Source organism: Arthrobacter sp. Y3224198 (assembly GCF_059090025.1).
The window spans coordinates 18,137-41,399 of the sequence record NZ_JBNHFG010000011.1 but is presented as its reverse complement, the minus strand read 5'-3'; the positions used below and the strand labels follow the sequence as shown (position 1 = coordinate 41,399).

Genomic DNA, 23,263 nt, shown 5'->3' with positions numbered 1-23,263 from the left:
TTCCGAAACCCCCGAAGACGCCGGGGTGAACCTGGGCTGGGAGGTCAAGGACAAGACGGAATTCGGCACCCCGGTGGCCGCGAAGATCCTGGACGGCCGCGCCGCCGCGAAGGAAATCAAGGATGAGCTGCGCGAACGGGTGCAGGTGCTGAAGGACGAACACGGCATCACCCCCGGCCTGGGCACCGTGCTGGTGGGCGACGACCCGGCCAGCCACTCCTACGTGGGCGGCAAGCACAAGGACTGCAAGCAGGTGGGCATTAATTCCATCCGCCGCGACCTGCCCGCCGACATCAGCCAGGCCGACCTCGAAAAGGTCATTGACGAGCTGAACGAGGACCCGGCCACCACCGGATACATCGTGCAGCTGCCGCTGCCGGCCCACATCGACACCAACGCCGTGCTGGAGCGGATTGCGCCGGAAAAGGACGCAGACGGGCTGCACCCGGTCAACCTGGGCCGGTTGGTGCTCAACGTCAGCGAACCGATGGCCTCGCCGCTGCCGTGCACCCCGCACGGGATTGTGCAGCTGCTGGTCCGCAACGGAATCGCCCTGACCGGCAAGCGGGTGCTGGTGGTAGGCCGCGGCGTCACCGTCGGCCGACCCCTGGGGCTGCTGCTGACCCGCCGGCCGATCAACGCAACGGTCACCCTGGCCCACACCGGAACGGTGGACCTCTTCGAGCACCTGCGTGAAGCGGACGTGGTGGTTGCCGCCGCCGGGTTCCCCGAGATGATCAAGGCCGAGGATCTTAAGCCCGGCGCCATTGTGCTGGACGTCGGGGTCACCCGGGTCACCGATCCGGAAACAGGCAAAACCACACTGACCGGCGACGTGGATCCGGCAGCCGCAGATGTAGCCTCGTGGATTTCGCCCAACCCGGGCGGAGTGGGTCCGATGACCCGTGCCATGCTGCTGGCCAACGTGGTGGAAGCGGCCGAGCGGAAGGCCGGAATCCTGGCCTAGGGAGCGTTTCCTTCGCAATGAGACGGGCCGGCGCCGCAGATGGGCGCCGGCCCGCGGCGCGTCCACTACACTGTCTCAAGTGCCGCAGATCACAGTAAGCAAAACTGTCCCCGAAACCCGCTCCGATTTTGTTATATCCGCACGGGACCTGACCAAGTCCTACGGCGACTTCACCGCCGTCCGCGGCATCTCCTTCGACGTTCCGCCGGGGGAGTCCTTCGGCCTCCTGGGACCGAACGGCGCCGGCAAATCCACCACCATGAAAATGATCGGCGGAGTGTCCCAGCGCACCTCCGGCGAGCTGAGCATCATGGGACTGGACCCCAACAGCTACGGCCCGGAGGTCCGGGCACACCTGGGCGTGGTGCCGCAGCAGGACAACCTGGACGAGGATTTGCGGGTCCGGGACAACCTGCTGGCCTACGGCCGGTATTTCGGGCTGCCCAAAAGCTACCTGCAGCCCAAGGCCGACGAACTGCTCGAGTTTGCGCAGCTGACCGACAAGGCCAAGGCACGCGTGGACTCCCTCTCCGGCGGGATGAAGCGCCGGCTGACCATCGCCCGGTCCCTGATCAATGATCCGAAGATCCTGCTGCTGGATGAACCCACCACCGGCCTGGACCCGCAGGCCCGGCACATCCTCTGGGACCGGCTTTTCCGGCTCAAGGAGGCCGGAGTGACCCTGATCCTCACTACGCATTACATGGATGAAGCCGAACAGCTCTGCGACCGGCTGATTGTGGTGGACAAGGGCACGATCATGGCGGAGGGATCCCCGGCGGCCCTGATCCGGGAGCATTCCACCCGCGAAGTGGTGGAACTGCGCTTCGGCTCCGAACGCAACACCACCGTGGCGGCGGAACTGGAAGGCATCGGCGAGCGGCTCGAGACCCTTCCGGACCGGGTGCTGATCTACGCCAACGACGGCGAGGACGCCCTGGAAGCCGTGACGGCGCGTGGGCTGAGGCCCATCACCTCGCTGGTCCGCCGGTCCTCCCTGGAAGACGTTTTCCTGCGGCTTACCGGCAGGAGCCTCATTGACTAAGCTCCCAGCCGGAGAATCCCAGCACGCGGTACTGGGGCTGCGGTCCCCGCTGACGCCGCTGCAGACAGCGGCCAAGGCGCGCCGCTTCGGTGCCTTCTATTACGCGGACATGTGGATCCGTCGGATGCGCGGCTACCAGTGGACCGTGCTGATGACCGCCGTGGGCACCCCGCTGGTCTACCTGCTGGGCATGGGCACGGGCCTGGCGGTGTTGATTGATGGCAACTCGGATGCAGGTTTCCCCGGCGGTGACGGATCAACCGTTTCCTACCTGGTGTTCCTGGCTCCGGCGCTGGTGGCCACTGCCGCCCTGATGGTCTCCAGCGAGGAGAACACGTACACGGTGATGGGCGGGTTCAAATGGCACCGCACCTACTACGGTCCCAACGCCTCCCCGCTCTCCAGCGGGCAGATTGCGTCCGGACACGTCCTGGGCCTGATGTTCCGGCTCCTGCTGACCACCGGCATCTACTACGTCTTCCTGCTGCTGTTCGGGGCCGTCCCTCATCCGGGCACCGGCTGGCTGATGGTCTTTACCGCAATGCTGGCAGGCATGGCGTTCGGTATGCCGCTGCTGGCCTTCAGTGCCACGCTGAAGGAGGACAAGGGACAATTTGCCATGGTCCAGCGGTTCGTTGTGATGCCGTTGTTCCTCTTCTCCGGAACCTTCTTCCCGTTGGAGACCCTTCCCCTGGGCGTCCGGTGGATCGGCTGGGTTTCGCCGCTGTGGCATTCCACCGAGCTGGGCAGGGTCCTTAGCTACGGGCATCCCGAACCCGCGGGACTGACCGCCGTCCACCTGGTCTATCTGGTGGCGCTGGCCGTCATCGGCCTGGTCCTGGCCCGCCGCAACTTCACTCGGAGGCTGGACGGATGAGCACCCATAATGCGACGGCGCCCACGGCGCTGGTACCAAAGGACCGCTTCCTCGGCTCCCTCTACGGCCGCAATACCCGGTCCGTGATTGCCCGCGGATTGAAGGCCACGTGGGGCACCAACTGGAGCATCATGATCAGCGGGTTCGTGGAGCCCGTGCTCTACCTGGTGGCCATGGGCATCGGGCTGGGCGCACTGGTGGGAACCGTCGCCGGTCCCGGGGGAGCGGAGATGGGTTATGCGAATTACATCGCGCCCGCACTGCTGGCCGTGTCCGCCATGAACGGTGCGGTGTACGACTCCACCATGAACGTGTTCTTCAAGCTGAATTACGCCCGGCTGTACGAGGGGATGCTCTCCACTCCGCTGGGTCCGCTGGACGTTGCCATGGGGGAGATCTTCCTGGCCCTGCTGCGCGGGGCGATGTACGCCACCGGGTTTACCGCCGTTATGGGCGCGATGGGCCTGATCACCTCGCCCTGGGCGCTGCTGATGATCCCCGCCGCCGTGGTCATCGCCTTCGGGTTCGCGTCCTTCGGGATGGCCATCACCAGTTACATGAAGACCTTCCAGCAGTTGGACTGGGTGAACATGATCATGCTGCCCATGTTCCTGCTCTCGGCCACCTTCTACCCGCTCAGTGTGTACCCCGAAGCGGTGCAGTCCGTGATCCAGGCGCTGCCGCTGTGGCACGGCGTGGAAATGCTGCGGCAGATCAGCGTGGGGATCTTCAGCTGGGGGACCGCCGGGCACCTGCTGTACTTCGTGGTGATGATTGCCGTGGGCCTGACCGTGACCACCGGCCGGCTGCGGGCGCTCTTTCTGAAGTGACACCAAAATGAGGCAGGCCTAGGCGTCCAGCTGCTCCAGCCGGCGGCGGAAGATGTCCGTCAGGCGTTCGGAAAACAGCACGAACTCGGCGCGCTGCAGGCTGCCCGGGCTGTGCTCCAGGACCTCCTGCAGGCCGATGTCCGCGACGGTTTCCGGGTCCCAGCCGTAGATCCCTGCGCTGACCGCGGGGAAGGCGATGCTTTGCGCTCCCAGTTCCTCGGCGGCCGCCAGCGCGGTGCGGAAGCATGAGCGCAGCAGCTCGGGATCCGTTTCCCCGGCGCCTGCATTCGGGCCAACGGTGTGGACTACCCAGCGCGCGGGCAGCTCATAGCCCCCGGTGGCTACGGACTGTCCGGTGGGCAGGCCCTCCGGGAGCGAGGTGTTCCGCAGTTCCCGGCACGCTGCCAGCAGTTCCGGACCGGCCGCACGGTGGATGGCCCCGTCCACGCCCCCTCCGCCCAGGAGCGAGGAGTTGGCTGCGTTCACAATGACGTCGGTGTCCCGCTCCGTAATGTCGCCGGTACGGATCTCAATCTGCATCCGGCCAGTTTTGCACCGTACGGCGCCGGGCACCAGCGCGGGGTGCCCGCCCCGGTACCGTCTGCGCCGGGACCGTCCGTATTCCTTGTCCGTGCCGAGGCACGGGCAGAGGATGGGACCAGCCGCGCAAAAGCGCGGACCAGCAGAGGAAGAGGTACAGCCATGGCCGGAAGATTCGATGCGAAAACCGCCCTCGTGACGGGTGCAGGCTCCGGGATCGGCATGGCCGCGGCCATGGCCCTCGCTGCGGAAGGAGCCAACGTGGTGGTCAATGACCTCGACCTGCAGGCAGCCCGGGACGTAGTGGAGAAAATCACCGAAAAGGGCGGCAGCGCCGTCGCCTCCGCCGGCGATGTGGCCAACCCCGAAGACGTCGCCGGATCCGTCCAGCTGGCTGTCAGCGAATTCGGCGCACTGAACCTGGCCTTCAACAACGCAGGAATCTCCGGCCCGCTGGGCCCGCTCGCGGACATTGACCTCGAGGGGTACCGCCGCGTGATCGACGTCAACCTCAATTCCGTGTTCTACAGCATGTACTACGAGATCCCGCAGATGCTGCAGGCCGGCGGCGGCGCCATTGTGAACAACTCCTCCATCCTCGGACTGGTGGGGGACGCCAACGCGGTGCCGTATGTGACGGCGAAGCACGGCGTCGTCGGGATGACCAAGTCGGCGGCACTGGGCTACGCCGGGCAGGGCATCCGGATCAACTCGGTCCAGCCCGGCTATATTGACACCCCGCTGCTCGGGAACCTGCCGCGGGAGGTTTACGAGGGCCTGGTGGGCCTGCATCCGGCCGGACGGCTGGGCACCGTGGAGGAAGTTGCCGCCGTCGTCCTGTTCCTGCTCTCGGACGCGGCCGCCTTTGTTACCGGCTCGCAGTATGCGGTAGACGGGGCCTACACCACCCAGTAAACCGCTGCAGGCTTAACCGGCTCCGGGGACCGCGCGGAGTTTGAGAGAATAGATCCATGCAGTCGATCCGAAACGGCAAGACGCCGTCGTCCCCCTCCACGCCCGGCCGCGGCATCACCCGCAAGATGGGCACCACCGGCATTACCGTGATGCTGATTGTCTTCCTCGTGGCAGTGGTTTTTGCCGCCAACCAGAACGACGTGATCGGCTGGCTTGTGGTGATTGTCTCCCTGGGGTGGCTGCTGCTGGCTGCCTTCGTGGTGTTCTCGGTGCGCAGCGCCACGCGCAAGGCCACCGCGAAGCTCGCCGATGCCACTGCCCAGCGGGCTCCCCGCGGCGGCGTGCAGGTGGTGGACGAGAGCACCTCTGTCCGCGACCAGAAGCTGGACCACAGCTTCAAGATCATCCAGGTCCAGTCCAAAGTCATCCGCGAGAACCTGGACACAGACCGCGGCATGGTGGACCGGGCCCTGGAGACCATCGAGATCACCGCGCACAACGGCCGTGGCATGATCAAGAAGGACGACGGCGGCACGGTAGAGGGCACCGTCGTCGACTAACCTTGTCCGCACCGCTCCGGGACGCAGCCGACGCTTCGGCGTGCCCGGGGCACGGTTCGGGTTGGGCAACTACTGAGGAGTATGGTTATTCGCGTGAGTTCGGCATCAGAGGAAACAGCAGCCGTGGAAACGGCGCAGCGTCCCGGAACAGCACTGCGCATCGCGTCCGTGAACGTCAACGGCATCCGTGCGGCCTACAAGCGCGGCATGGCCGACTGGCTCGCGGAACGCGATGTAGACATCCTGTGCCTGCAGGAGGTCCGTGCCCCCGATGCCATCCTGCGTGAGCTGCTGGGGGAGACCTGGCACGTCCAGCACGCCGAGTGCATGGAGGCCAAGGGCCGGGCCGGTGTTGCGATCGCTTCACGCACCGCACCGGTTGCCGTCCGCGAGCACATCGGCGACGAATATTTCGCCCTCTCCGGCCGGTGGGTGGAAGCCGACTACAAGGTCAGCGTGGACGGGGCGGAGAAAATCCTTACCGTGGTGAGCGCCTACGTGCACTCCGGCGAGGTGGACACCCCCAAGCAGGTGGACAAATACCGGTTCCTCGACACGATGTGCGTCCGGCTCCCCGCCCTGGCACAGACCAGCGATTTTGTCCTGGTGGTGGGAGACCTGAATGTGGGCCACACGCCCCTGGACATCAAGAACTGGAAGGGCAACGTCAAGCGCGCCGGCTTCCTGCCGGAGGAGCGCGCCTACTTCGACCGGTTCTTCGGCGAGGAGATCGGCTACACCGACGTCCACCGCCGGCTCGCCGGAGACGTCAACGGCCCCTACACCTGGTGGTCCTGGCGCGGACAGGCCTTCGACAACGATTCCGGTTGGCGGATCGACTACCACATGGCCACCCCGGAGCTGGCAGCCCGTGCCGCCAACGCCGTCGTGGACCGTGCCGCCACCTACGATGCCCGCTTCTCAGACCACGCCCCCGTAGTGATCGACTACCACTTCTAAGGTTTCCCCATGAATTCGAACTCTTCCAGCGGCCGCCAGCGCATCCTTTCCGGGATGCAGCCCTCCGCCGACTCCCTCCACCTGGGCAACTATCTTGGCGCCCTGGTGAACTGGGTGCGGCTCCAGGACGAGTACGACGCCTACTTCTTTATCCCAGACCTGCATGCGATCACGGTTCCGCAGGATCCGTCGGATCTGCGCAAGCGCACCCGTGTGACCGCCGCGCAGTACATTGCCGGTGGCGTCGACGTCGAAAAGGCCACGCTGTTTGTGCAGTCGCAGGTGCCCGAGCACGCCCAGCTGGCCTGGGTGCTCAACTGCCTGACGGGCTTCGGCGAAGCGTCCCGCATGACCCAGTTCAAGGACAAGCAGCAGCGCTTCGGGGCCGATTCCGCCAGCGTGGGATTGTTCACCTATCCGATCCTGCAGGTGGCGGACATCCTGCTTTACCAGCCGCACGGCGTGCCCGTCGGTGAGGACCAGCGCCAGCACGTGGAACTCAGCCGGGACCTGGCCAAGCGCTTCAACAGCCGCTTCGGGGACACCTTCGTGATCCCCGAGGTGTTTGTGCAGAAGGAAGCCGCGAAGATCTACGACCTGCAGAACCCCGCGGCCAAGATGTCCAAGTCCGCCGCATCACCGGCAGGGCTCATCAACCTGCTTGATGAGGACAAAGTGATTGCCAAGCGCATCAAGTCGGCCGTGACCGACGACGGCAGCGAGATCCGCTTTGACCGCGAGGCCAAGCCCGGTGTCTCCAACCTGCTGTCGATATACTCCCTGATCAGCGGCCGCAGCGTCGAAACACTTGAAAAGGAGTACGAAGGCAAGATGTACGGACACCTGAAGGTGGACCTCGCAGAGGTGGTCACCGAGCACATCCGGCCCATCCGCGAACGTGCCCTGTACCTGCTGGATGATCCGGCGGAGCTGGACCGCCTCCTGGCCGTGGGAGCAGCCAAGGCACGCGAGATGGCCTCGGTCACCCTCGCGGACGTGTACAACAAGGTCGGCTTCCTGCCGCTGGGCAGCACTACGGCGTAGCCCATGGAAACCTCCGAATCCATCGACCAGGCCCGCTCCGGCGGAGCGGACACCCCCGGGGAGGGGTGCGACGCCCGCTGCGTGGGAATCGTCATTGCCGTTCCGGAGCCGATGGCCGGGGAACTGCAGGCCGCCCGTGCGTCCTTCGGAGACCCGATGGCTGCGGTGATCCCGGCCCACATCACGCTGGTGACCACCACCGAAACCAGTGATTGGGACGCCACCCTTCAGCACGTCCGCGAAGTAGCGGCCTCGCAGGCACCGTTCCGCGTGACGTTGGAAGGAACCTCGTCGTTCCGGCCCGTGTCGCCGGTGGTCTACCTCAACGTGGCCGACGGCTTTGACGAATGCATTGCCCTGCACAAGGAGTTCCAGAGCGGCCCGCTGGAACGGGACCTGGCATTCCCGTTCCACCCGCACGTCACCGTGGCCCACGACGTCAGCGAGCAAAGCATGGATGAGGCCGTCCGACGGCTCGAAAGCTACTCCGCCAGCTTCACCGTCGACTGTGTGGGGCTGTACGAACACGACGCCACCGGGCTCTGGAAGCTGCACGAGCACGTGCAGCTCGGCGGAGGCCGCTAGGGTCAGTCCGGCTGCGCGGGGCCGTCAGGCCGCCGGCTGCGAAGGTCAGGCCGGCTGCCCGGACCCGTCCAGGTCCAGGTAGGTTCCTGCCCACGCCGCGATAATTGCCGCCGCACGGCCGGTCTGTGCGCGCTCCACCATCAGGTGGTCGCTTCCCTCCAGCGAAATGAAATTACGCGGATGGCGGGCTGCGGAGAAGATCTCGCTCGCATTGTCGATCCCCACCGTGTTGTCCGTGGGGGAGTGCATCACCAGCAGCGGCAGGTGCAGGTTGTGAATGCTCTCCGTAAGGTCATGGGACTGCAGGTCCTCAATCAGGTGGCGCCGGATTTCCCGTTCCCCGCCGCCCAGGTCAACGGGCGCCGAACCCTCCTGCTCAATCCGGTCAAGCTCGGACTCGAACAGGTGGACCACGTGTGCGGGCCGGAAGGGCGCTGCAACGGTCACCACGGCCTTCAGCCCGTCCAGGCCGCCGGCAGCCGCGAGGACCGCGGCTCCGCCGAGTGAGTGGCCGATGAGCAGGGACACCGGGCGGCCGGAGCCGGCCATAAAAGCCGCAGCGCTGTGTACATCCGCCACCTTGGTGCTGAAGCTGCCGTCTTCCCAGTTGCCGGAGGAGCCGCCCAACCCGGCCGCGTCGTAGCGCAGCACTCCTATTCCATGGGCCGCCAGGGCCTTGGAGATCCTGGACGCCGCGGCACTGTTCTTGCCCAGCGTGAACCCGTGGCAGAAGAGCGCCCAGGCGCGGGCACCGCCGTCGGGCACGTCCAAGGTGCCGGCGAGCGTGGTTCCGTTAACGCCGGGGAAGGAGACGGATTCAAACGTGGGTGCGGACTCGACAGACATGGTTCCACTCTATCCAGAACGCAAAAGGCGCCTGCCCGGGCGGAATACCGCCGGACAGGCGCCTGTGGCGCAGGGCCTTAGAGGGAGCGGGCCAGGATGGCCTGCTTGACCTCGGAGATGGCCTTGGTGACCTGAATGCCGCGGGGGCAGGCTTCCGAGCAGTTGAAGGTGGTGCGGCAGCGCCACACGCCTTCCTTGTCATTCAGGATCTCCAGGCGCATGTCGCCGGCATCATCACGGGAATCGAAGATGAAGCGGTGGGCGTTCACGATGGCGGCCGGGCCGAAGTACTGGCCGTCGGTCCAGAACACCGGGCAGGAGGACGTGCACGCAGCGCACAGGATGCACTTGGTGGTGTCATCGAAACGCTCGCGGTCCTCGGCGGACTGCAGGCGCTCCTTGGTGGGCTCGTGGCCCTTGGTGACCAGGAACGGCATGATCTCGCGGTAGGACTGGAAGAACGGCTCCATGTCCACGATCAGGTCCTTTTCCACCGGCAGGCCCTTGATGGGCTCAACCAGGATGGGCTTGGACGTGTCCAGGTCCTTAAGCAGCGTCTTGCAGGCCAGGCGGTTGCGGCCGTTGATGCGCATGGCATCGGAGCCGCAGACACCGTGGGCGCAGGAACGGCGGAACGAAACCGAACCGTCGTGCTCCCACTTGACCTTGTGCAGGGCGTCCAGCACGCGGTCGGTGCCGTACATGGTCAGCTTCCACTCGTCCCAGTAGGCTTCGTCGGAAACCTCGGGGTTGTAGCGGCGGACCTTGAGGGTGATCTCAAAGGAGGGGATCTCTCCGCCGATCGACTCGGGGAGCTCCACCTTGGAGGCCGGCTCGGCGATTTCCGTTGTCATTAGTACTTCCTCACCATCGGCTCGTAGCGCGTGAAAATGACCGGCTTGGTGTCCAGCCGGATGCCGGCGGTGTGCTCGGCATTCTCGGCTTCATCGACCTTGTAGGCCATTGAATGCTTCATGAAGTTTTCGTCGTCGCGCTCCGGGAAGTCCTCGCGGAAGTGTCCGCCGCGGGATTCGGTGCGGTGCAGGGCGGCTACGCTCATGACCTTTGCCAGCTCCAGCAGGAAGCCCAGCTCCACGGCCTCAAGGAGGTCGAGGTTGAAGCGCTTGCCCTTGTCCTGGACGCTGATCTTCTGGTACCGCTCCTCGAAGGAAGCGATGTCCGTCAGGACCTTTTCGATGGTCTCGGCGGTGCGGAACACCTGCATGTTCATGTCCATGGTGTTCTGCAGATCCCGGCGGATTTCCGAGACGCGCTCGGTTCCTTCGGAGTTGCGGACGTGGTCCAGCAGGGCCACGGTGTCTGCCTCCGGGTTTTCCGGCAGGTCGACAAAGTCGGCGGTCAGCGCGTACTCGGCGGCGTAGATGCCGGCACGCTTGCCGAAGACGTTGATGTCCAGCAGGGAGTTGGTGCCCAGGCGGTTGGAACCGTGTACGGACACGCAGGCCACCTCGCCGGCTGCGTACAGGCCGGGGATCACGGTGTCGTTGTCCTGGAGGACCTCGCCCTTGATGTTGGTGGGGATGCCGCCCATGACGTAGTGCGCCGTGGGGAAGACGGGCACCGGTTCCGTGTACGGTTCCACACCCAGGTAGGTGCGGGCAAACTCGGTGATATCCGGCAGCTTGGCATCAATGTGTGCCGGCTCCAGGTGCGTCAGGTCCAGCAGCACGTAGTCCTTGTTCGGGCCGCAGCCGCGGCCTTCACGCACCTCGTTGGCCATGGAGCGGGCAACGATGTCACGCGGTGCAAGGTCCTTGATGGTGGGGGCGTAGCGCTCCATAAAGCGCTCACCCTCGGAGTTACGGAGGATGGCGCCTTCGCCGCGGGCCGCCTCGGACAGCAGGATGCCCAGGCCGGCCAGGCCGGTCGGGTGGAACTGGATGAACTCCATGTCCTCCAGGGGGATGCCCCGGCGGAACGCAATGCCCATGCCGTCGCCGGTCAGGGTATGTGCGTTGGAAGTGGTCTTGAAGACCTTGCCGGCACCGCCGGAAGCGAAGACCACGGACTTGGCCTGGAAGATGTGCAGTTCGCCGGTTGCCAGGTCATAGGAGATGACGCCGGAAACGCGCTTCTGGCCGTCGGGATCCACCACAACGATGAGGTCCAGGACGTAGTACTCGTTGTAGAACTCGACGTTGTGCTTGACGCAGTTTTGGTACAGCGTCTGCAGGATCATGTGGCCCGTACGGTCTGCTGCATAGCAGGCGCGGCGGACCGGAGCCTTGCCGTGGTCACGCGTGTGGCCGCCGAAGCGGCGCTGGTCGATGCGTCCTTCGGGTGTGCGGTTGAAGGGCAGGCCCATCTTTTCCAGGTCCAGCACGGCGTCAATGGCTTCCTTTGCCATGACCTCGGCTGCATCCTGGTCCACCAGGTAGTCACCGCCCTTGACGGTGTCAAAGGTGTGCCATTCCCAGTTGTCTTCCTCGACATTGGCCAGTGCCGCGCACATGCCGCCCTGCGCTGCACCCGTGTGGGAACGGGTGGGGTACAGCTTGGTCAGTACCGCCGTCCGCGCGCGCTGACCGGATTCGATGGCGGCACGCATACCGGCGCCGCCGGCGCCGACAATGACGACGTCGTACTTGTGGACCTGCATACCAGATGCTCTTTCTGTTGAAACTGCTAAAAAACTCTAGGACTGCGGTGCTTCCGCTAGACGGAGCAGTATTCCGCCAGCGTCTCGGCCGTAGCGCCGTCGAGGCAGGGATCGAAGGTGAAGATCACCAGGGTGCCCAGCAGGACGATGACGAAGGTGGCCACGTAGAGGACGCCCTTGAGCCACATGCGGGTGGACTTCTTGTCCGCGTAGTCGTTGATGATGGTGCGCACGCCGTTGGCGCCGTGGAGCATGGCCAGCCACAGCATGACCAGGTCCCAGACCTGCCACAGGGGATTTGCCCACTTGCCGGCGACAAAACCGAAATCGACGGCGTGGATGCCGTCGCCTACCACCAGGTTCACGAACAGGTGGGTGAAGATCAGCACCACAAGGATGACGCCGGAGACGCGCATAAAGAGCCAGGCGAACATTTCAAAGTTGCCGCGGCTGGAGCCGTTCCGGGTGTACTTGGGAGCGATGCGTCCCGAGCGGGGTGCTTCGAGGGCGTGGGCTTCGTTGGTTGATGTAGTCATTGCGTGCTAACCCCCGAAGACGTTGGGAATGTGGCGAATGGAGAAGCCGATGAGCGTCACGGCCCAAAGAGCTACTACGGCCCAGAGCATCTGACGCTGGTACTTGGGCCCCTTCTTCCAGAAGTCAATCAGGACAACGCGTATGCCGTTGAAGGCGTGGAACACGATGGCGGCAACAAGTCCAAGTTCACCGAGCCCCATAATCGGGTTCTTGTAGGCACCGATCACGACGTCGTAGGCCTCGGGCGAAACCCGCACCAACGAGGTATCCAGAACATGGACCAAAAGGAAGAAGAAGATCACCACGCCAGTGATGCGGTGGGCTACCCACGACCATTGGCCCTCGCGGCCACGGTAGAGAGTGCCTGCTGGTAACTTCGACACTGAATTTTCCTCCCTGCATCGCAGCGGCGTTAGCGCGTCTTCCACGCAGTGATGACGCCGGTGCGACAGCGCTATAAGCTCTACCATAATCTAGGCCGACGTGATGGGCGTTTCAATTTAGGTTGCCCTATGGTGTGACCCTCATTACATTGAATCCGTTGTCTGCAGGGTGTATGAAAAAGCGCGGAAATCCGCCGATCCGGGGGCGCTCCGGGCTCCCCTCGGCTAGTCTTGGCAGTGATGAGTACGCAAAAGGCACCCGCCACCTCCGAGTCCGCAGTCCTCGACCGTTTCTACGGGGTCATCCCGGCCGGCGGCGTCGGCACGCGGCTGTGGCCCCTGTCCCGGGCCGCTGCACCCAAGTTCCTGCACGACCTGACGGGGTCCGGATCCACGCTGATCCGCGCCACCTATGACCGGCTGCGCCCGCTCAGCGGGGACCGGGTCATGGTGGTGACCGGCGCGCTGCACCGCCAGGCGGTGCGCCAGCAGCTGCCGGAGATCTCCAACAAGAACCTGGTGCTGGAGCTTGAACCCAAGGACTCGGCGGCGGCCATCGGCCTTGCCGCCGCCATCCTCTATAAGAGGGATCCGCACATCATCATGGGTTCCTTTGCCGCGGACCAGGTGATTGCCCCCGTGGATGTCTTCCAGGCAGCGGTGCGGGAAGCGGTGCACACTGCGGCTCAGGGCTACATCGTGACCATCGGCATCCAGCCCACGCATCCCTCCACCGGTTTCGGCTATATCCGCGCCGGCGAACCGCTGAAGGTGGCCGGAGCTCCCAGCGCTGCCTCCGTGGTGGAGTTTGTCGAAAAGCCCTCCGCGGAAGTTGCACAGACGTACCTGGACAGTGGCAGCTACAGCTGGAACGCCGGTATGTTCGTGGCACCGGTGGACCTGATGCTCAAGCATCTGGAGGCCAATGAGCCGGCCCTCCACGCCGGGCTGATGGAAATCGCGGAGGCCTGGGACACCACCAGGCGCCGGGAAGTGGTGCGGCGTGTCTGGCCCACCCTGCCCAAGACGGCCATTGACTACGCCGTGGCGGAACCCGCGGCTGCCGCCGGCGACGTCGCCATGATTCCGGGCGCCTTCAGTTGGGATGACGTGGGGGACTTCGCCGCTATCGGGCGGCTGAATCCGGCCGAGGAAAACAGCGACCTCACGGTGATGGGTGAAGGCGCCCGCGTCTACTCCGAGAACGCCACCGGCATCGTGGTGTCGGACACCAAGCGTGTGATTGCGCTGATCGGCATCGAAGACGTCGTCGTTGTGGACACCCCGGATGCGCTGTTGGTCACCACCAAGGAGCACGCCCAGGAAGTCAAGAAGGCCGTGGAGCACCTGAGAGCCAGCGGCGACACAGACGTCCTCTAGGACGCCCTGCCGGAGCACCGCAAGCGGCCGCGGAGCTCCGGTGATGTCATGCGGGGTCGTTTACGCCCGCGCATTCCCGCAATCAAAGCGGAATTGGCTAACCTTGAAGTTGTGCAGACTATCCCACTGAGCAATTCACCGATCCCGTCGATACGGGGAAGCGTGGCTCCGCTCCTGGGCGAGTTGATCGATTTCCGGCGGGACCTCCACTCGCATCCCGAACTGTCCCTGAAGGAATTCCGAACCACCGACCGCATCGTGGAGTCCCTCGAGCACGCCGGCCTTGCGCCCAAACGGCTGGAAGGTACCGGCGCCGTCGTGGACATTGGTGACGGACCCCTCCGGCTGGCACTGCGCGCAGACATTGACGCCCTGCCGGTCCTGGAAGAGACGGGGCTGCCCTACGCCTCCGTGAACACCGGCATCGCCCATGCCTGCGGGCACGACATCCACACCACTGTCATGCTCGGCGTCGCCCGCGTGCTGGCGAAGTTCGACGCCGCCGGCCAGCTGGGCGGACGCGTGCGGGTGATCTTCCAGCCCGCGGAGGAAGTCATGCCCGGCGGCGCACTGTCCGTCATCGAGCAGGGCGCCCTGGACGGGGTGCCCCGTATCCTGGCGCTGCACTGCGATCCCCGAGTGGACGTGGGACAGGTGGGCACCCGGATCGGCGCCATCACCTCGGCATCGGACACCATCCGGATTGAACTCAGCGGACGCGGCGGCCACACCTCCCGCCCGCACCTGACCGAGGACCTGGTCTTCGCGCTGGCGGAAATTGCCGTCAGCGTGCCGGCCGTACTGTCCCGCCGCATCGATGTCCGCAGCGGCGTCTCCGTGGTGTGGGGCCAGATGCATGCCGGTTCTGCCCCGAACGCCATCCCCGGCCACGGGTTCATGGCCGGCACCATGCGCTGCCTCGACGCCGAGGCCTGGCATGCGGCCGGTGAACTGCTGGACAAGGTGGTCCGCGAGATCGCCGCGCCCTACGGCGTCGACGTGGCCCTCGAACACATCCGCGGCGTGCCGCCCGTTATCAATGCCGACGCCGAAATCAGCCTGATCGAAGCGGCTGCCCGCGCCGAACTGGGGGAGGACGCCGTGGTCCTGGCTCCGCAGTCAATGGGCGGCGAGGATTTCGCCTGGATGACCCAGGCCGTGCCCGGTGCCCTGATGCGCCTCGGGACCCGTGCCCCGGGCGGGGAAACCTACGACCTCCACCGGGGGGACTACAACCCCGACGAACGCGCCATCAACTGCGGCGTCAGCGTTATGGCGGCAGCCGCCCTGCGCGCGGCCCGCGGGCAGCGGCACTGACTCCGCACTAACTCCGCACTGACTCCCGGCACTGACCCGGAGTACTGCCGGCAACTCTGGGCCGCGGCACTGGCCGGCGGATCCACCGGACGCATCGGCTGCGCCCGCAATACCGCAAGGGCGCCCCACACGGAGCCGGACCCTATCAGCCCGTTACGTGCGGGGTGCCGTCATTTGATAACAACATGTAAACAATCCTTCCCCAGCCCCTGATTTGGCCGGAGTGTCGTCCGCGACACATTATGGTTATCTTGCTGCGGTCCAACGACGGACGGAGCGCTGCATCACACCGGGCACCGGTGCGTTCCTTCCCCGCCGGGGGCCGGGAGAAGCGCCGACTGCCTCCTTGAGGGTGAAACCCATTTCTTTTCTGGAGGAACATTGAAGAATTTCCCGCGCAGCTTTAAGCGCAACGCAGGCGTCTCCGCCGCCATGCTCGGCGTTTCGGCGCTCCTGCTCTCCGGCTGCGGCGCGGCCCCCGAGGAAGAAGGCGGCTCCGCTGACGGCGCCACTGATTTCCTCGGCTGCATGGTCTCCGACTCCGGTGGATTCGATGACAACTCGTTCAACGAGTCGACCTACAACGGCATGATGAAGGCTAAGGAAGACCTGGGCATCGAGGTCAAGACCGCCGAATCCCAGTCCGAGACCGACTTCACCCCGAACGTGGACAGCATGGTCCAGGCCGGCTGCGACATCACCGTCACCGTTGGCTTCCTGCTCGCCGACACCACCAAGGAAGCAGCTGCCGCCAACCCGGACAGTCACTTCGCCATTGTCGATGACCAGTCCATCGAGGCTGACAACGTCAAGCCGATCATCTACGACACGGCCCAGGCTGCGTTCCTGGCCGGCTATGTTGCCGCCGGTACCTCCCAGACCGGAAAGGTTGCCACCTACGGCGGCCTCGACATCCCCACGGTGACCATCTTCATGGACGGTTTCCAGCAGGGCGTTGAGTACTACAACGAAGAGAACGGCAAGGATGTCCAGGTCCTGGGCATGGATTCCTTCACCGGCGGCTTCGATGACGTCTCCGCAGGCAAGACCACCACGCAGAACTTCCTGAACGAAGGCGCCGACATCATCATGCCCGTCGCCGGCCCCGTTGGTGCAGGCACCATCGACGCCGTTGTGGCAGCCAACGCTGCCGGCAAGGACGCCAAGGTCATCTGGGTTGACTCCGACGGCTACGAGTCCGTGACCACGGGCAAGGAAGTTATCCTCACCTCCGTCATGAAGCTCATGGGCGAGGCAGTGGAAGACGTCGTGAAGAGCGACGTCGACGGCAACTTCGACAACTCCCCGTACGTGGGCACCCTCGAAAACGGCGGCGTGGCAATTGCCCCGTTCCACGACCAGGAAGCCAACGTTCCGGATGAGGTGAAGCAGGCCGTCGAGGACATCAAGGCCAAGATCATCTCCGGTGAAATCAAGGTCGAGTCCGCTTCGAGCCCGAAGTAGCCACCGGCCGCTAGTCCAGTGTCCGGACCGTTGTCCGGAGACTGAAAGCACCGAATGCACCACAACGACCGCCGTTTTCCCGGCAGCCTTGCGCGGCCGGGAAAACGGCGTTTGTTCTGTCATCGGTAGTGTTCTCCTTTATTTACCCAAGAACAGATTGGTTGGGGTTTTGAAACTCGAACTCAAGGGCATCACCAAGCGCTTTGGCACGCTGGTGGCCAATGACCACATTGATTTGGTGGTTGAACCGGGGCAGGTCCACAGCCTGCTGGGCGAAAACGGCGCCGGCAAGTCAACCCTGATGAACGTGCTGTACGGACTGTACGAGCCCACCGAGGGCGAAATCCTGGTTGACGACCGTCCGGTCACCTTCGCCGGTCCCGGTGACGCGATGGCCGCGGGCATCGGCATGGTGCACCAGCACTTTATGCTGGTCCCGGTCTTTACGGTCGCCGAAAACGTCGCGCTCGGCGATGAGAAAACCAAGTTCGCAGGCATGCTGAACCTGGACCAGACCCGCCGCCGCATCCGCGAGATCTCCGACCAGTACGGGTTCGACGTTGATCCCGACGCCGTCGTGGAGGACCTGCCGGTGGGTGTGCAGCAGCGCGTGGAGATCATCAAGGCGCTGATCCGGGATGCCCGGGTGCTGATCCTCGACGAGCCCACCGCCGTGCTGACCCCGCGGGAAACGGACGAGCTGCTGGGCATCATGCGCCAGCTCACCGAGGACGGGAAGTCCGTGGTCTTCATTTCGCACAAGCTGCGCGAAGTGAAGGCTGTCTCGGACGTCATCACGGTGATCCGCCGCGGCAAGGTGGTCGGTTCCGCCGAACCCAGCGCCTCCACCACGGAACTGGCGTCCCTTATGGTGGGCCGGTCCGTGAGCCTGAACCTGAACAAGGAACCGGCCAAGCCCGGCGAGGAAACGTTCGTGGTGGAAAACCTCACGGTCGCCTCCGCCAGCGGTCCGTCCGTCCTCGATTCGGTCAGCTTCGGCATCCGGCGCGGGGAGATCCTCGCCCTCGCCGGTGTCCAGGGCAACGGGCAGACCGAACTGACCGAGGCCATCATGGGGCTGCAGGAACACGTCACCGGCTCCATCCGCCTCAACGGCGAGGAACTGGTAGGCAGGAAAACCCGCGACATCATCAACAGCGGCGTCGGGTTCGTGCCCGAGGACCGCAACGTGGAGGGTCTCGTCGGCACCTTCTCCGTGGCCGAAAACCTGGTCCTTAACCGGTACGACACTGCTCCCTTCGCGCGGGGCCTGTCCATGCGTCCCGCGGTCGTCGAGGCCAACGCGGTGGAGAAGATCTCGGAGTTCGACATCCGCACGCAGTCCGCTTCCGCGGCTGCCGGCACGCTTTCGGGCGGAAACCAGCAGAAAGTGGTGATGGCCCGCGAGCTGTCCCGCCCGCTGCAGCTTTTTATTGCGTCCCAGCCCACGCGCGGCGTGGACGTGGGATCCATCGAGTTCCTGCACCGCCGGATCATTTCGGAGCGCGACGTCGGCACCCCGGTGCTGATTGTGTCCACCGAACTGGATGAAGTACTTGAACTGGCCGACCGGATTGCCGTGCTCTACGGCGGACGGCTCATGGGCATTGTCCCGGCCAACACCTCCCGCGACGTGCTCGGCCTGATGATGGCCGGCATGGACGCGGACGAAGCAATGCAGCACCACACAGATTCCAAGGGAGGGGCCCAGTGAGCCCGGACGACGCCACCAAGCAGGACCCGCCGGGGGAGGCCGGCATAGCCGCAGCCGAAGCCGTGCGGCTCGAGACTGCAGCAGATACGCCCGGCACGGCGGCAGCGCCGCCGACCATACCCCCGAAGGCCCCCGGCGCCGGGGGCCAGGACCAGTCTGCCCTGCGCCGGGTCATGTCCTCGCACGCCATGGTCTCGGTCCTGTCCGTCCTGCTGGCCCTCATTGTGGGCGGCATCCTGATTGCCGCCACGGACGAGGAAGTGGGCGCCGCGGCGTCGTACTTCTTCTCCCGGCCCACCGACCTCCTCTCGGCTGCATGGTCGGCTGCCTCGGGCGCCTACGTTGCCCTGTTCCAGGGCTCGGTCCTGAACTTCGAGGCTGAGACAACGGCACGCTTCTTCTACCCGCTGACCCAGACCCTCACGGTGGCGACACCGCTGATCCTGGCCGGCCTCGGCGTCGCCGTGGCGTTCCGCACCGGGCTGTTCAACATCGGTGCCCAGGGACAGATCCTCATCGGTGCGGCCATGGCCGCGTATGTCGGCTTCGCCGTCCACCTGCCGGCTGGGCTGCACCTGCTGCTGGTGATCATTGCGGGCATGCTGGGCGGAGCCATCTGGGCCGGCATTGCCGGCGCACTCAAGGCCAAGACCGGCGCGCACGAGGTCATCGTGACCATCATGCTCAACTACGTCGCCATCAACTTGGTGCTGTTCCTGCTGAGTACGCCGGCCTTCCAGCGCCCCGGTTCCTCAAACCCCATCAGCCCCGTGCTGGATGAGAGCGCCATGTTCCCACCCCTGCTGGGCAGCGGATTCCGCCTGCACTGGGGCTTTGTGCTGGCCGTCCTGGCCACCGTGTTCATCTGGTGGCTGATGAACCGCTCCACCATCGGCTTTGAGCTCAAGGCCGTGGGCGCCAATCCGTCCGCTGCCCGCAACGCCGGCATCAGCACCACCAAGGGCTACATCATCGTCATGCTTATCGCCGGTGCCCTCTCGGGCCTGGCCGGCGTGGCGCAGGTTTCCGGAACCGAGAAGGTACTCACTTCCGGTGTTGCCGCCAGCTTCGGTTTTGATGCCATCACCGTTGCACTGCTGGGCCGGTCCAGCCCCTGGGGGACCTTCGCGGCCGGCGTGCTGTTCGGCGCCTTCCGCGCCGGCGGCGTCACCATGCAGACCAACACCGGAACCAGCATCGACATTGTGCTGGTGGTGCAGTCCCTGATCGTCCTGTTTATCGCGGCCCCGCCGCTGGTGCGGTCCCTGTTCCGCATCCCCGCCCCCGGAGCGTTCAAGACCTCCCGAAAGCGCATGTCCAAGAACACCAAGCCCGCCGGAGGCGCAGCATGAGTACCGCAACAACGCTCCCGGCGCCGCAGGAGGCGGCTGCCGGCGTCGTCCGCAGCTGGAAGACCCCGGTCATCCTTATCGTCCTGGCCGTGCTGGGACTGGGTGTGTTTGCCCTGGGCGCCCCGTCCAATGAGGTGACCTTCCGCCTCTCGGACCCCGGGGAAGCCATTGTGCTGCCCTCCCTGGTGGTCTCCGCCCCGCTGGTCGGCTGGATCACCGCCGTCCTGATGATTGCCGCCGCGGCCTGGGCCTTTATGCTGGCCCGCCGCGGGGACCGGATCCCGGTATGGCTGATCGCCGTGTTCGGACTGTCCTTCGTCATCGGCTTCCTGACCTGGGTGGTGGGCAGCGCCAACACCCCCAACGTGGCCCTCTACGGCCTGCTGGCCGGTTCCTTTGCGCTGGCCATTCCGCTGATCTTCGGCTCGCTCTCCGGCGTGCTCTGCGAACGCTCCGGCGTGGTGAACATTGCCATTGAAGGGCAGCTGCTCTTCGGCGCCTTCGCCGCCGCAGTGGCCGGTTCCCTCTCCGGAAACGCGTTTGTGGGCCTGTTTGCCGCAGCCGTGGCAGGCGCCCTGGTCTCCCTGGTCCTGGCGGTCTTCAGCATCAAGTACCTGGTCAACCAGGTCATTGTGGGCGTGGTGCTCAACGTGCTGGTCTCCGGCCTCACCGGCTTCCTGTTCTCCACCCTGCTGTCCTCGGACGCCGCCAAGTGGAACAGCCCGCCGTCTCTGCCGAGCATCCGGATCCCGCTGCTGGCGGACATCCCCATCCTCGGGCCGATCCTGTTCAACCAGTCCGTGGTCGGGTACCTCATGTACATCGCACTGGCCGCCGTCTACTTCGGCCTGTTCCACTCCAAGTGGGGCCTGCGCACCCGGGCCGTGGGTGAACACCCCAAGGCCGCTGACACCCTTGGCGTCAACGTGAACCGCATGCGGTTCCTGAACGTCCTGCTGGCCGGCGTGGTTGCCGGCATCGGCGGCGCGTTCTTCACCCTGGTCTCCGTCTCCGCGTTCAGCCGGGACATGACCGGCGGGCAGGGCTACATTGCCCTCGCCGCGCTGATCCTGGGCCGCTGGAACCCGCTGGGCGCGCTGCTGGCGGCACTGCTGTTCGGCTTCGCCACCAACCTCCAGTACGTCCTGAGCCTGCTGGGAACCTCGGTCCCCAACCAGTTCCTCGCAATGCTGCCGTACGTGGTCACGATCTTCGCCGTGGCCGGGGTGGTCGGCAAGTCCCGGGCCCCCGCGGCCAGCGGCGTGCCGTACGTCAAGGAATAAGAAGAAAAGTGCGGGCGGCCCTCGGGCCGCCCGCTGCCAGTTAGGACCCGCAATGACGAATGAACAAACCCCGAAGATCGAGTGGGACGTGCTGCTCGATGCAGCCCGCGCGGCCCTGGCACACGCCTACGTGCCCTATTCCAAGTACCCGGTGGGCGCAGCCGCGCTGACCGACGACGGCCGGATCGTCTCCGGCTGCAACATTGAAAACGCCTCCTACGGGGTGACCCTCTGTGCTGAGTGCTCCATGGTCAGCCAGCTGCATATGACCGGCGGGGGGCGCCTGGCGGCGTTTGTCTGCGTGGACGGCTCCGGCAGTGTCCTGATGCCCTGCGGCCGCTGCCGCCAGCTGCTGTACGAATTCCGGGCACCGGGCATGGCATTGATGACAGTAAGCGGTATCCGCAGCATGGACGAGGTCCTGCCGGACGCCTTTGGACCGCAGCACCTGGAAGGGCAGGAAACAGCATGAGCAACAACAATTTCGACGCCGTGGACATCATCCGCACCAAGCGCGACCGCGGGGTGCTTTCGGCCGAACAGATCGACTGGACCATTGACGCCTACACCCGCGGCACCATTGCGGACGAACAGATGGCCGCGCTGAACATGGCCATCCTGCTCAACGGCATGAACCGCGAGGAAATCTTCCGCTGGACCAAGGCCATGATCGCTTCCGGAGAGCGGATGGACTTCTCCTCCCTGGGCAAGCCGACGGCGGACAAGCACTCCACCGGCGGCGTGGGGGACAAGATCACCCTCCCGCTGGCGCCCCTGGTTGCCGTGTTCGGCGTGGCCGTTCCCCAGCTCTCCGGCCGCGGACTCGGCCACACCGGAGGAACGCTGGACAAGCTGGAAGCCATTCCCGGCTGGCAGGCCGCACTGAGCAACGGTGCCCTGATGAACCAGCTGCGCGACGTCGGCGCCGTCATCTGTGCCGCCGGCGCCGGCCTGGCACCGGCGGACAAGAAGCTGTACGCCCTGCGCGATGTGACCGGGACCGTGGAAGCGATTCCGCTGATCGCCTCCTCGATCATGAGCAAGAAGATCGCCGAAGGCACCGACTCCCTGGTGCTGGACGTCAAGGTGGGCTCCGGCGCCTTCATGAAGGACGAAGCCATGGCCCGGGAACTGGCCGAAACCATGGTGGCCCTGGGCAAGGACGCCGGCGTCAACACCGTGGCGCTGCTCACCGACATGTCCACCCCGCTGGGCCTGACCGCGGGCAATGCCATTGAGGTGCAGGAGTCCGTGGACGTCCTGGCCGGAGGCGGCCCGGAAGACGTGGTGGAACTGACCGTCCGGCTGGCCGAGGAAATGCTCTCGGCAGCAGGAGTGCACGACGCCGATCCCGCCGCCGCATTGCGCGACGGGCGTGCCATGGACGTGTGGCGGAAGATGATCGCGGCCCAGGGCGGCGACCCGGACGCGAAGCTTCCGGCCGCGAAGGAGTCCGAGACCGTCTACGCGCCGGCCGACGGCGTGCTGGTGGAACTGGATGCGCTCTCCGTAGGCGTGGCCGCCTGGCGCCTGGGTGCCGGCCGTGCACGGAAGGAAGACGTGGTGCAGGCCGGAGCCGGCGTGGTGATGCACGCCAAGCCCGGCGCCGTCGTCCGCGCCGGCGAGCCGCTGATGACCCTGCTGACCGACACCCCGGAGAAGTTCGACCGGGCGAAGGAAGCACTGGAGGGGGCCGTCGTGATTGCTCCGGAAGGCTCCCGGCCGGCCCGGAAGCTGATCCTGGACCGGGTCAGCTAGGTTCCTCCCTAGCCTGACCGGGGCCTGCGGGGTCCGGAACGGCGGCAACGAAATTCCCTTGCTCGCAGAGCTCGCAGGAAATATTAAAGCCGCCTTCCTGCGGACCCCTCCGGTCCCGTTCGTCGGCCGACCGCCGGGACCCCGGCCCCGGACGGTGTATGGCACTGGCCTGACTGGAACCACCGTCCGTTGTCTGGAATGGGCCTCCCGGAATGCCCGGGCCGGGGCAGGCAAACGGACGTACCGACGTCGGCTGCTTTACTAATCCCTGCGCTGCCGGTAGGCG

The 23,263-nt window shown here is 65.5% G+C and carries 23 protein-coding genes; 17 read left to right on the top strand and 6 right to left on the bottom strand.

Going from position 1 to position 23,263, the window contains the following annotated elements:
• The first annotated feature begins 73 nt into the window (after positions 1–73).
• From AC5RUF_RS08260 to AC5RUF_RS08245, 4 genes are all read left to right on the top strand, one after another.
• Positions 74–967, top strand: a complete 894-nt coding sequence (locus tag AC5RUF_RS08260) for a bifunctional methylenetetrahydrofolate dehydrogenase/methenyltetrahydrofolate cyclohydrolase (RefSeq protein ID WP_493996169.1) — start codon at positions 74–76, stop codon at positions 965–967.
• A gap of 79 nt (positions 968–1,046) precedes the next feature.
• A complete protein-coding gene (locus tag AC5RUF_RS08255) occupies positions 1,047–2,012 on the top strand; it encodes an ABC transporter ATP-binding protein (RefSeq protein WP_494130243.1) in 966 nt (321 codons plus the stop codon).
• On the top strand, positions 2,005–2,889 hold the full coding sequence (locus AC5RUF_RS08250) for an ABC transporter permease (protein ID WP_494130242.1): 885 nt from the start codon (positions 2,005–2,007) through the stop codon (positions 2,887–2,889). The genes AC5RUF_RS08255 and AC5RUF_RS08250 overlap by 8 nt, the downstream gene beginning before the upstream one ends.
• A complete protein-coding gene (locus AC5RUF_RS08245) occupies positions 2,886–3,719 on the top strand; it encodes an ABC transporter permease (RefSeq protein ID WP_493996165.1) in 834 nt (277 codons plus the stop codon). Before AC5RUF_RS08250 ends, AC5RUF_RS08245 begins: the two co-directional genes overlap by 4 nt.
• 18 nt (positions 3,720–3,737) lie before the next feature.
• On the opposite strand, the gene AC5RUF_RS08240 is transcribed toward AC5RUF_RS08245, so the two are convergent.
• Positions 3,738–4,259 carry an O-acetyl-ADP-ribose deacetylase gene (locus tag AC5RUF_RS08240; protein ID WP_493996164.1) on the bottom strand — a complete coding sequence of 174 codons (522 nt, stop codon included), beginning with the start codon at positions 4,257–4,259 and terminating at the stop codon, positions 3,738–3,740.
• A 162-nt stretch (positions 4,260–4,421) separates the two neighbouring features.
• On the opposite strand from AC5RUF_RS08240, the gene AC5RUF_RS08235 reads away from it, so the two are divergent.
• The 5 genes from AC5RUF_RS08235 to AC5RUF_RS08215 all read left to right on the top strand — a co-directional run bounded on the left by AC5RUF_RS08235 (position 4,422) and on the right by AC5RUF_RS08215 (position 8,323).
• The gene (locus AC5RUF_RS08235) at positions 4,422–5,174 is read left to right on the top strand and encodes an SDR family NAD(P)-dependent oxidoreductase (RefSeq protein WP_494130241.1); all 753 of its coding nucleotides are present in this window, start codon (positions 4,422–4,424) and stop codon (positions 5,172–5,174) included.
• Positions 5,175–5,230: 56 nt separating this feature from the next.
• On the top strand, positions 5,231–5,734 hold the full coding sequence (locus AC5RUF_RS08230) for a hypothetical protein (protein ID WP_493996162.1): 504 nt from the start codon (positions 5,231–5,233) through the stop codon (positions 5,732–5,734).
• A gap of 81 nt (positions 5,735–5,815) precedes the next feature.
• A complete protein-coding gene (locus AC5RUF_RS08225; RefSeq protein WP_493996161.1) occupies positions 5,816–6,694 on the top strand; it encodes an exodeoxyribonuclease III in 879 nt (292 codons plus the stop codon).
• Positions 6,695–6,703: 9 nt separating this feature from the next.
• Positions 6,704–7,738, top strand: a complete 1,035-nt coding sequence (gene trpS, locus AC5RUF_RS08220; protein ID WP_493996160.1) for a tryptophan--tRNA ligase — start codon at positions 6,704–6,706, stop codon at positions 7,736–7,738.
• Positions 7,739–7,741: 3 nt separating this feature from the next.
• The gene (locus AC5RUF_RS08215; RefSeq protein ID WP_493996159.1) at positions 7,742–8,323 is read left to right on the top strand and encodes a 2'-5' RNA ligase family protein; all 582 of its coding nucleotides are present in this window, start codon (positions 7,742–7,744) and stop codon (positions 8,321–8,323) included.
• 45 nt (positions 8,324–8,368) lie between these two features.
• On the opposite strand, the gene AC5RUF_RS08210 is transcribed toward AC5RUF_RS08215, so the two are convergent.
• The 5 genes from AC5RUF_RS08210 to sdhC form a co-directional block, all read right to left on the bottom strand.
• Entirely contained in the window at positions 8,369–9,169 is an 801-nt protein-coding gene (locus AC5RUF_RS08210) for an alpha/beta hydrolase family protein (protein ID WP_494130240.1), read from the bottom strand.
• Positions 9,170–9,246: 77 nt separating this feature from the next.
• A complete protein-coding gene (locus AC5RUF_RS08205) occupies positions 9,247–10,023 on the bottom strand; it encodes a succinate dehydrogenase iron-sulfur subunit (RefSeq protein WP_227914227.1) in 777 nt (258 codons plus the stop codon).
• Entirely contained in the window at positions 10,023–11,789 is a 1,767-nt protein-coding gene (gene sdhA / locus AC5RUF_RS08200; RefSeq protein WP_493996157.1) for a succinate dehydrogenase flavoprotein subunit, read from the bottom strand. Before sdhA ends, AC5RUF_RS08205 begins: the two co-directional genes overlap by 1 nt.
• A gap of 56 nt (positions 11,790–11,845) precedes the next feature.
• Positions 11,846–12,325, bottom strand: coding sequence for a succinate dehydrogenase hydrophobic membrane anchor subunit (locus tag AC5RUF_RS08195; RefSeq protein ID WP_493996156.1), 480 nt, complete (start codon positions 12,323–12,325; stop codon positions 11,846–11,848).
• A gap of 6 nt (positions 12,326–12,331) precedes the next feature.
• Entirely contained in the window at positions 12,332–12,709 is a 378-nt protein-coding gene (gene sdhC / locus AC5RUF_RS08190) for a succinate dehydrogenase, cytochrome b556 subunit (protein WP_493996155.1), read from the bottom strand.
• Positions 12,710–12,949: 240 nt separating this feature from the next.
• Between sdhC and AC5RUF_RS08185 the strand changes: the two genes are divergently transcribed.
• The 8 genes from AC5RUF_RS08185 to AC5RUF_RS08150 all read left to right on the top strand — a co-directional run bounded on the left by AC5RUF_RS08185 (position 12,950) and on the right by AC5RUF_RS08150 (position 22,977).
• Entirely contained in the window at positions 12,950–14,089 is a 1,140-nt protein-coding gene (locus AC5RUF_RS08185; protein ID WP_493996154.1) for a mannose-1-phosphate guanylyltransferase, read from the top strand.
• Between the two features lie 111 nt (positions 14,090–14,200).
• Entirely contained in the window at positions 14,201–15,406 is a 1,206-nt protein-coding gene (locus tag AC5RUF_RS08180; protein WP_494130239.1) for an amidohydrolase, read from the top strand.
• A gap of 381 nt (positions 15,407–15,787) precedes the next feature.
• Complete coding sequence (locus AC5RUF_RS08175; RefSeq protein WP_493996211.1) at positions 15,788–16,870, top strand: BMP family lipoprotein; 1,083 nt, start codon at positions 15,788–15,790, stop codon at positions 16,868–16,870.
• A gap of 169 nt (positions 16,871–17,039) precedes the next feature.
• A complete protein-coding gene (locus tag AC5RUF_RS08170; RefSeq protein ID WP_494130238.1) occupies positions 17,040–18,584 on the top strand; it encodes an ABC transporter ATP-binding protein in 1,545 nt (514 codons plus the stop codon).
• Positions 18,581–19,936: an ABC transporter permease gene (locus AC5RUF_RS08165; protein ID WP_494130237.1), complete on the top strand. Its 1,356-nt coding sequence runs from the start codon at positions 18,581–18,583 to the stop codon at positions 19,934–19,936. The genes AC5RUF_RS08170 and AC5RUF_RS08165 overlap by 4 nt, the downstream gene beginning before the upstream one ends.
• The gene (locus AC5RUF_RS08160; protein WP_494130236.1) at positions 19,933–21,219 is read left to right on the top strand and encodes an ABC transporter permease; all 1,287 of its coding nucleotides are present in this window, start codon (positions 19,933–19,935) and stop codon (positions 21,217–21,219) included. The genes AC5RUF_RS08165 and AC5RUF_RS08160 overlap by 4 nt, the downstream gene beginning before the upstream one ends.
• Before the next feature lie 52 nt (positions 21,220–21,271).
• Positions 21,272–21,691, top strand: coding sequence for a cytidine deaminase (locus AC5RUF_RS08155; protein WP_493996208.1), 420 nt, complete (start codon positions 21,272–21,274; stop codon positions 21,689–21,691).
• Entirely contained in the window at positions 21,688–22,977 is a 1,290-nt protein-coding gene (locus tag AC5RUF_RS08150; protein ID WP_494130235.1) for a thymidine phosphorylase, read from the top strand. The genes AC5RUF_RS08155 and AC5RUF_RS08150 overlap by 4 nt, the downstream gene beginning before the upstream one ends.
• Positions 22,978–23,263: the final 286 nt, after the last annotated feature.

Bases quoted from the DNA above. Each gene is read 5' to 3' on its own strand.
- AC5RUF_RS08245 (WP_493996165.1), top strand. From the start codon at position 2,886: ATGAGCACCCATAATGCGACGGCGCCCACGGCGCTGGTACCAAAGGAC.
- AC5RUF_RS08240 (WP_493996164.1), bottom strand. From the start codon at position 4,259: ATGCAGATTGAGATCCGTACCGGCGACATTACGGAGCGGGACACCGAC.
- AC5RUF_RS08235 (WP_494130241.1), top strand. From the start codon at position 4,422: ATGGCCGGAAGATTCGATGCGAAAACCGCCCTCGTGACGGGTGCAGGC.
- AC5RUF_RS08230 (WP_493996162.1), top strand. From the start codon at position 5,231: ATGCAGTCGATCCGAAACGGCAAGACGCCGTCGTCCCCCTCCACGCCC.
- AC5RUF_RS08225 (WP_493996161.1), top strand. From the start codon at position 5,816: ATGGTTATTCGCGTGAGTTCGGCATCAGAGGAAACAGCAGCCGTGGAA.
- trpS (WP_493996160.1), top strand. From the start codon at position 6,704: ATGAATTCGAACTCTTCCAGCGGCCGCCAGCGCATCCTTTCCGGGATG.
- AC5RUF_RS08215 (WP_493996159.1), top strand. From the start codon at position 7,742: ATGGAAACCTCCGAATCCATCGACCAGGCCCGCTCCGGCGGAGCGGAC.
- AC5RUF_RS08210 (WP_494130240.1), bottom strand. From the start codon at position 9,169: ATGTCTGTCGAGTCCGCACCCACGTTTGAATCCGTCTCCTTCCCCGGC.
- AC5RUF_RS08205 (WP_227914227.1), bottom strand. From the start codon at position 10,023: ATGACAACGGAAATCGCCGAGCCGGCCTCCAAGGTGGAGCTCCCCGAG.
- sdhA (WP_493996157.1), bottom strand. From the start codon at position 11,789: ATGCAGGTCCACAAGTACGACGTCGTCATTGTCGGCGCCGGCGGCGCC.
- AC5RUF_RS08195 (WP_493996156.1), bottom strand. From the start codon at position 12,325: ATGACTACATCAACCAACGAAGCCCACGCCCTCGAAGCACCCCGCTCG.
- AC5RUF_RS08185 (WP_493996154.1), top strand. From the start codon at position 12,950: ATGAGTACGCAAAAGGCACCCGCCACCTCCGAGTCCGCAGTCCTCGAC.
- AC5RUF_RS08160 (WP_494130236.1), top strand. From the start codon at position 19,933: ATGAGTACCGCAACAACGCTCCCGGCGCCGCAGGAGGCGGCTGCCGGC.
- AC5RUF_RS08155 (WP_493996208.1), top strand. From the start codon at position 21,272: ATGACGAATGAACAAACCCCGAAGATCGAGTGGGACGTGCTGCTCGAT.
- AC5RUF_RS08150 (WP_494130235.1), top strand. From the start codon at position 21,688: ATGAGCAACAACAATTTCGACGCCGTGGACATCATCCGCACCAAGCGC.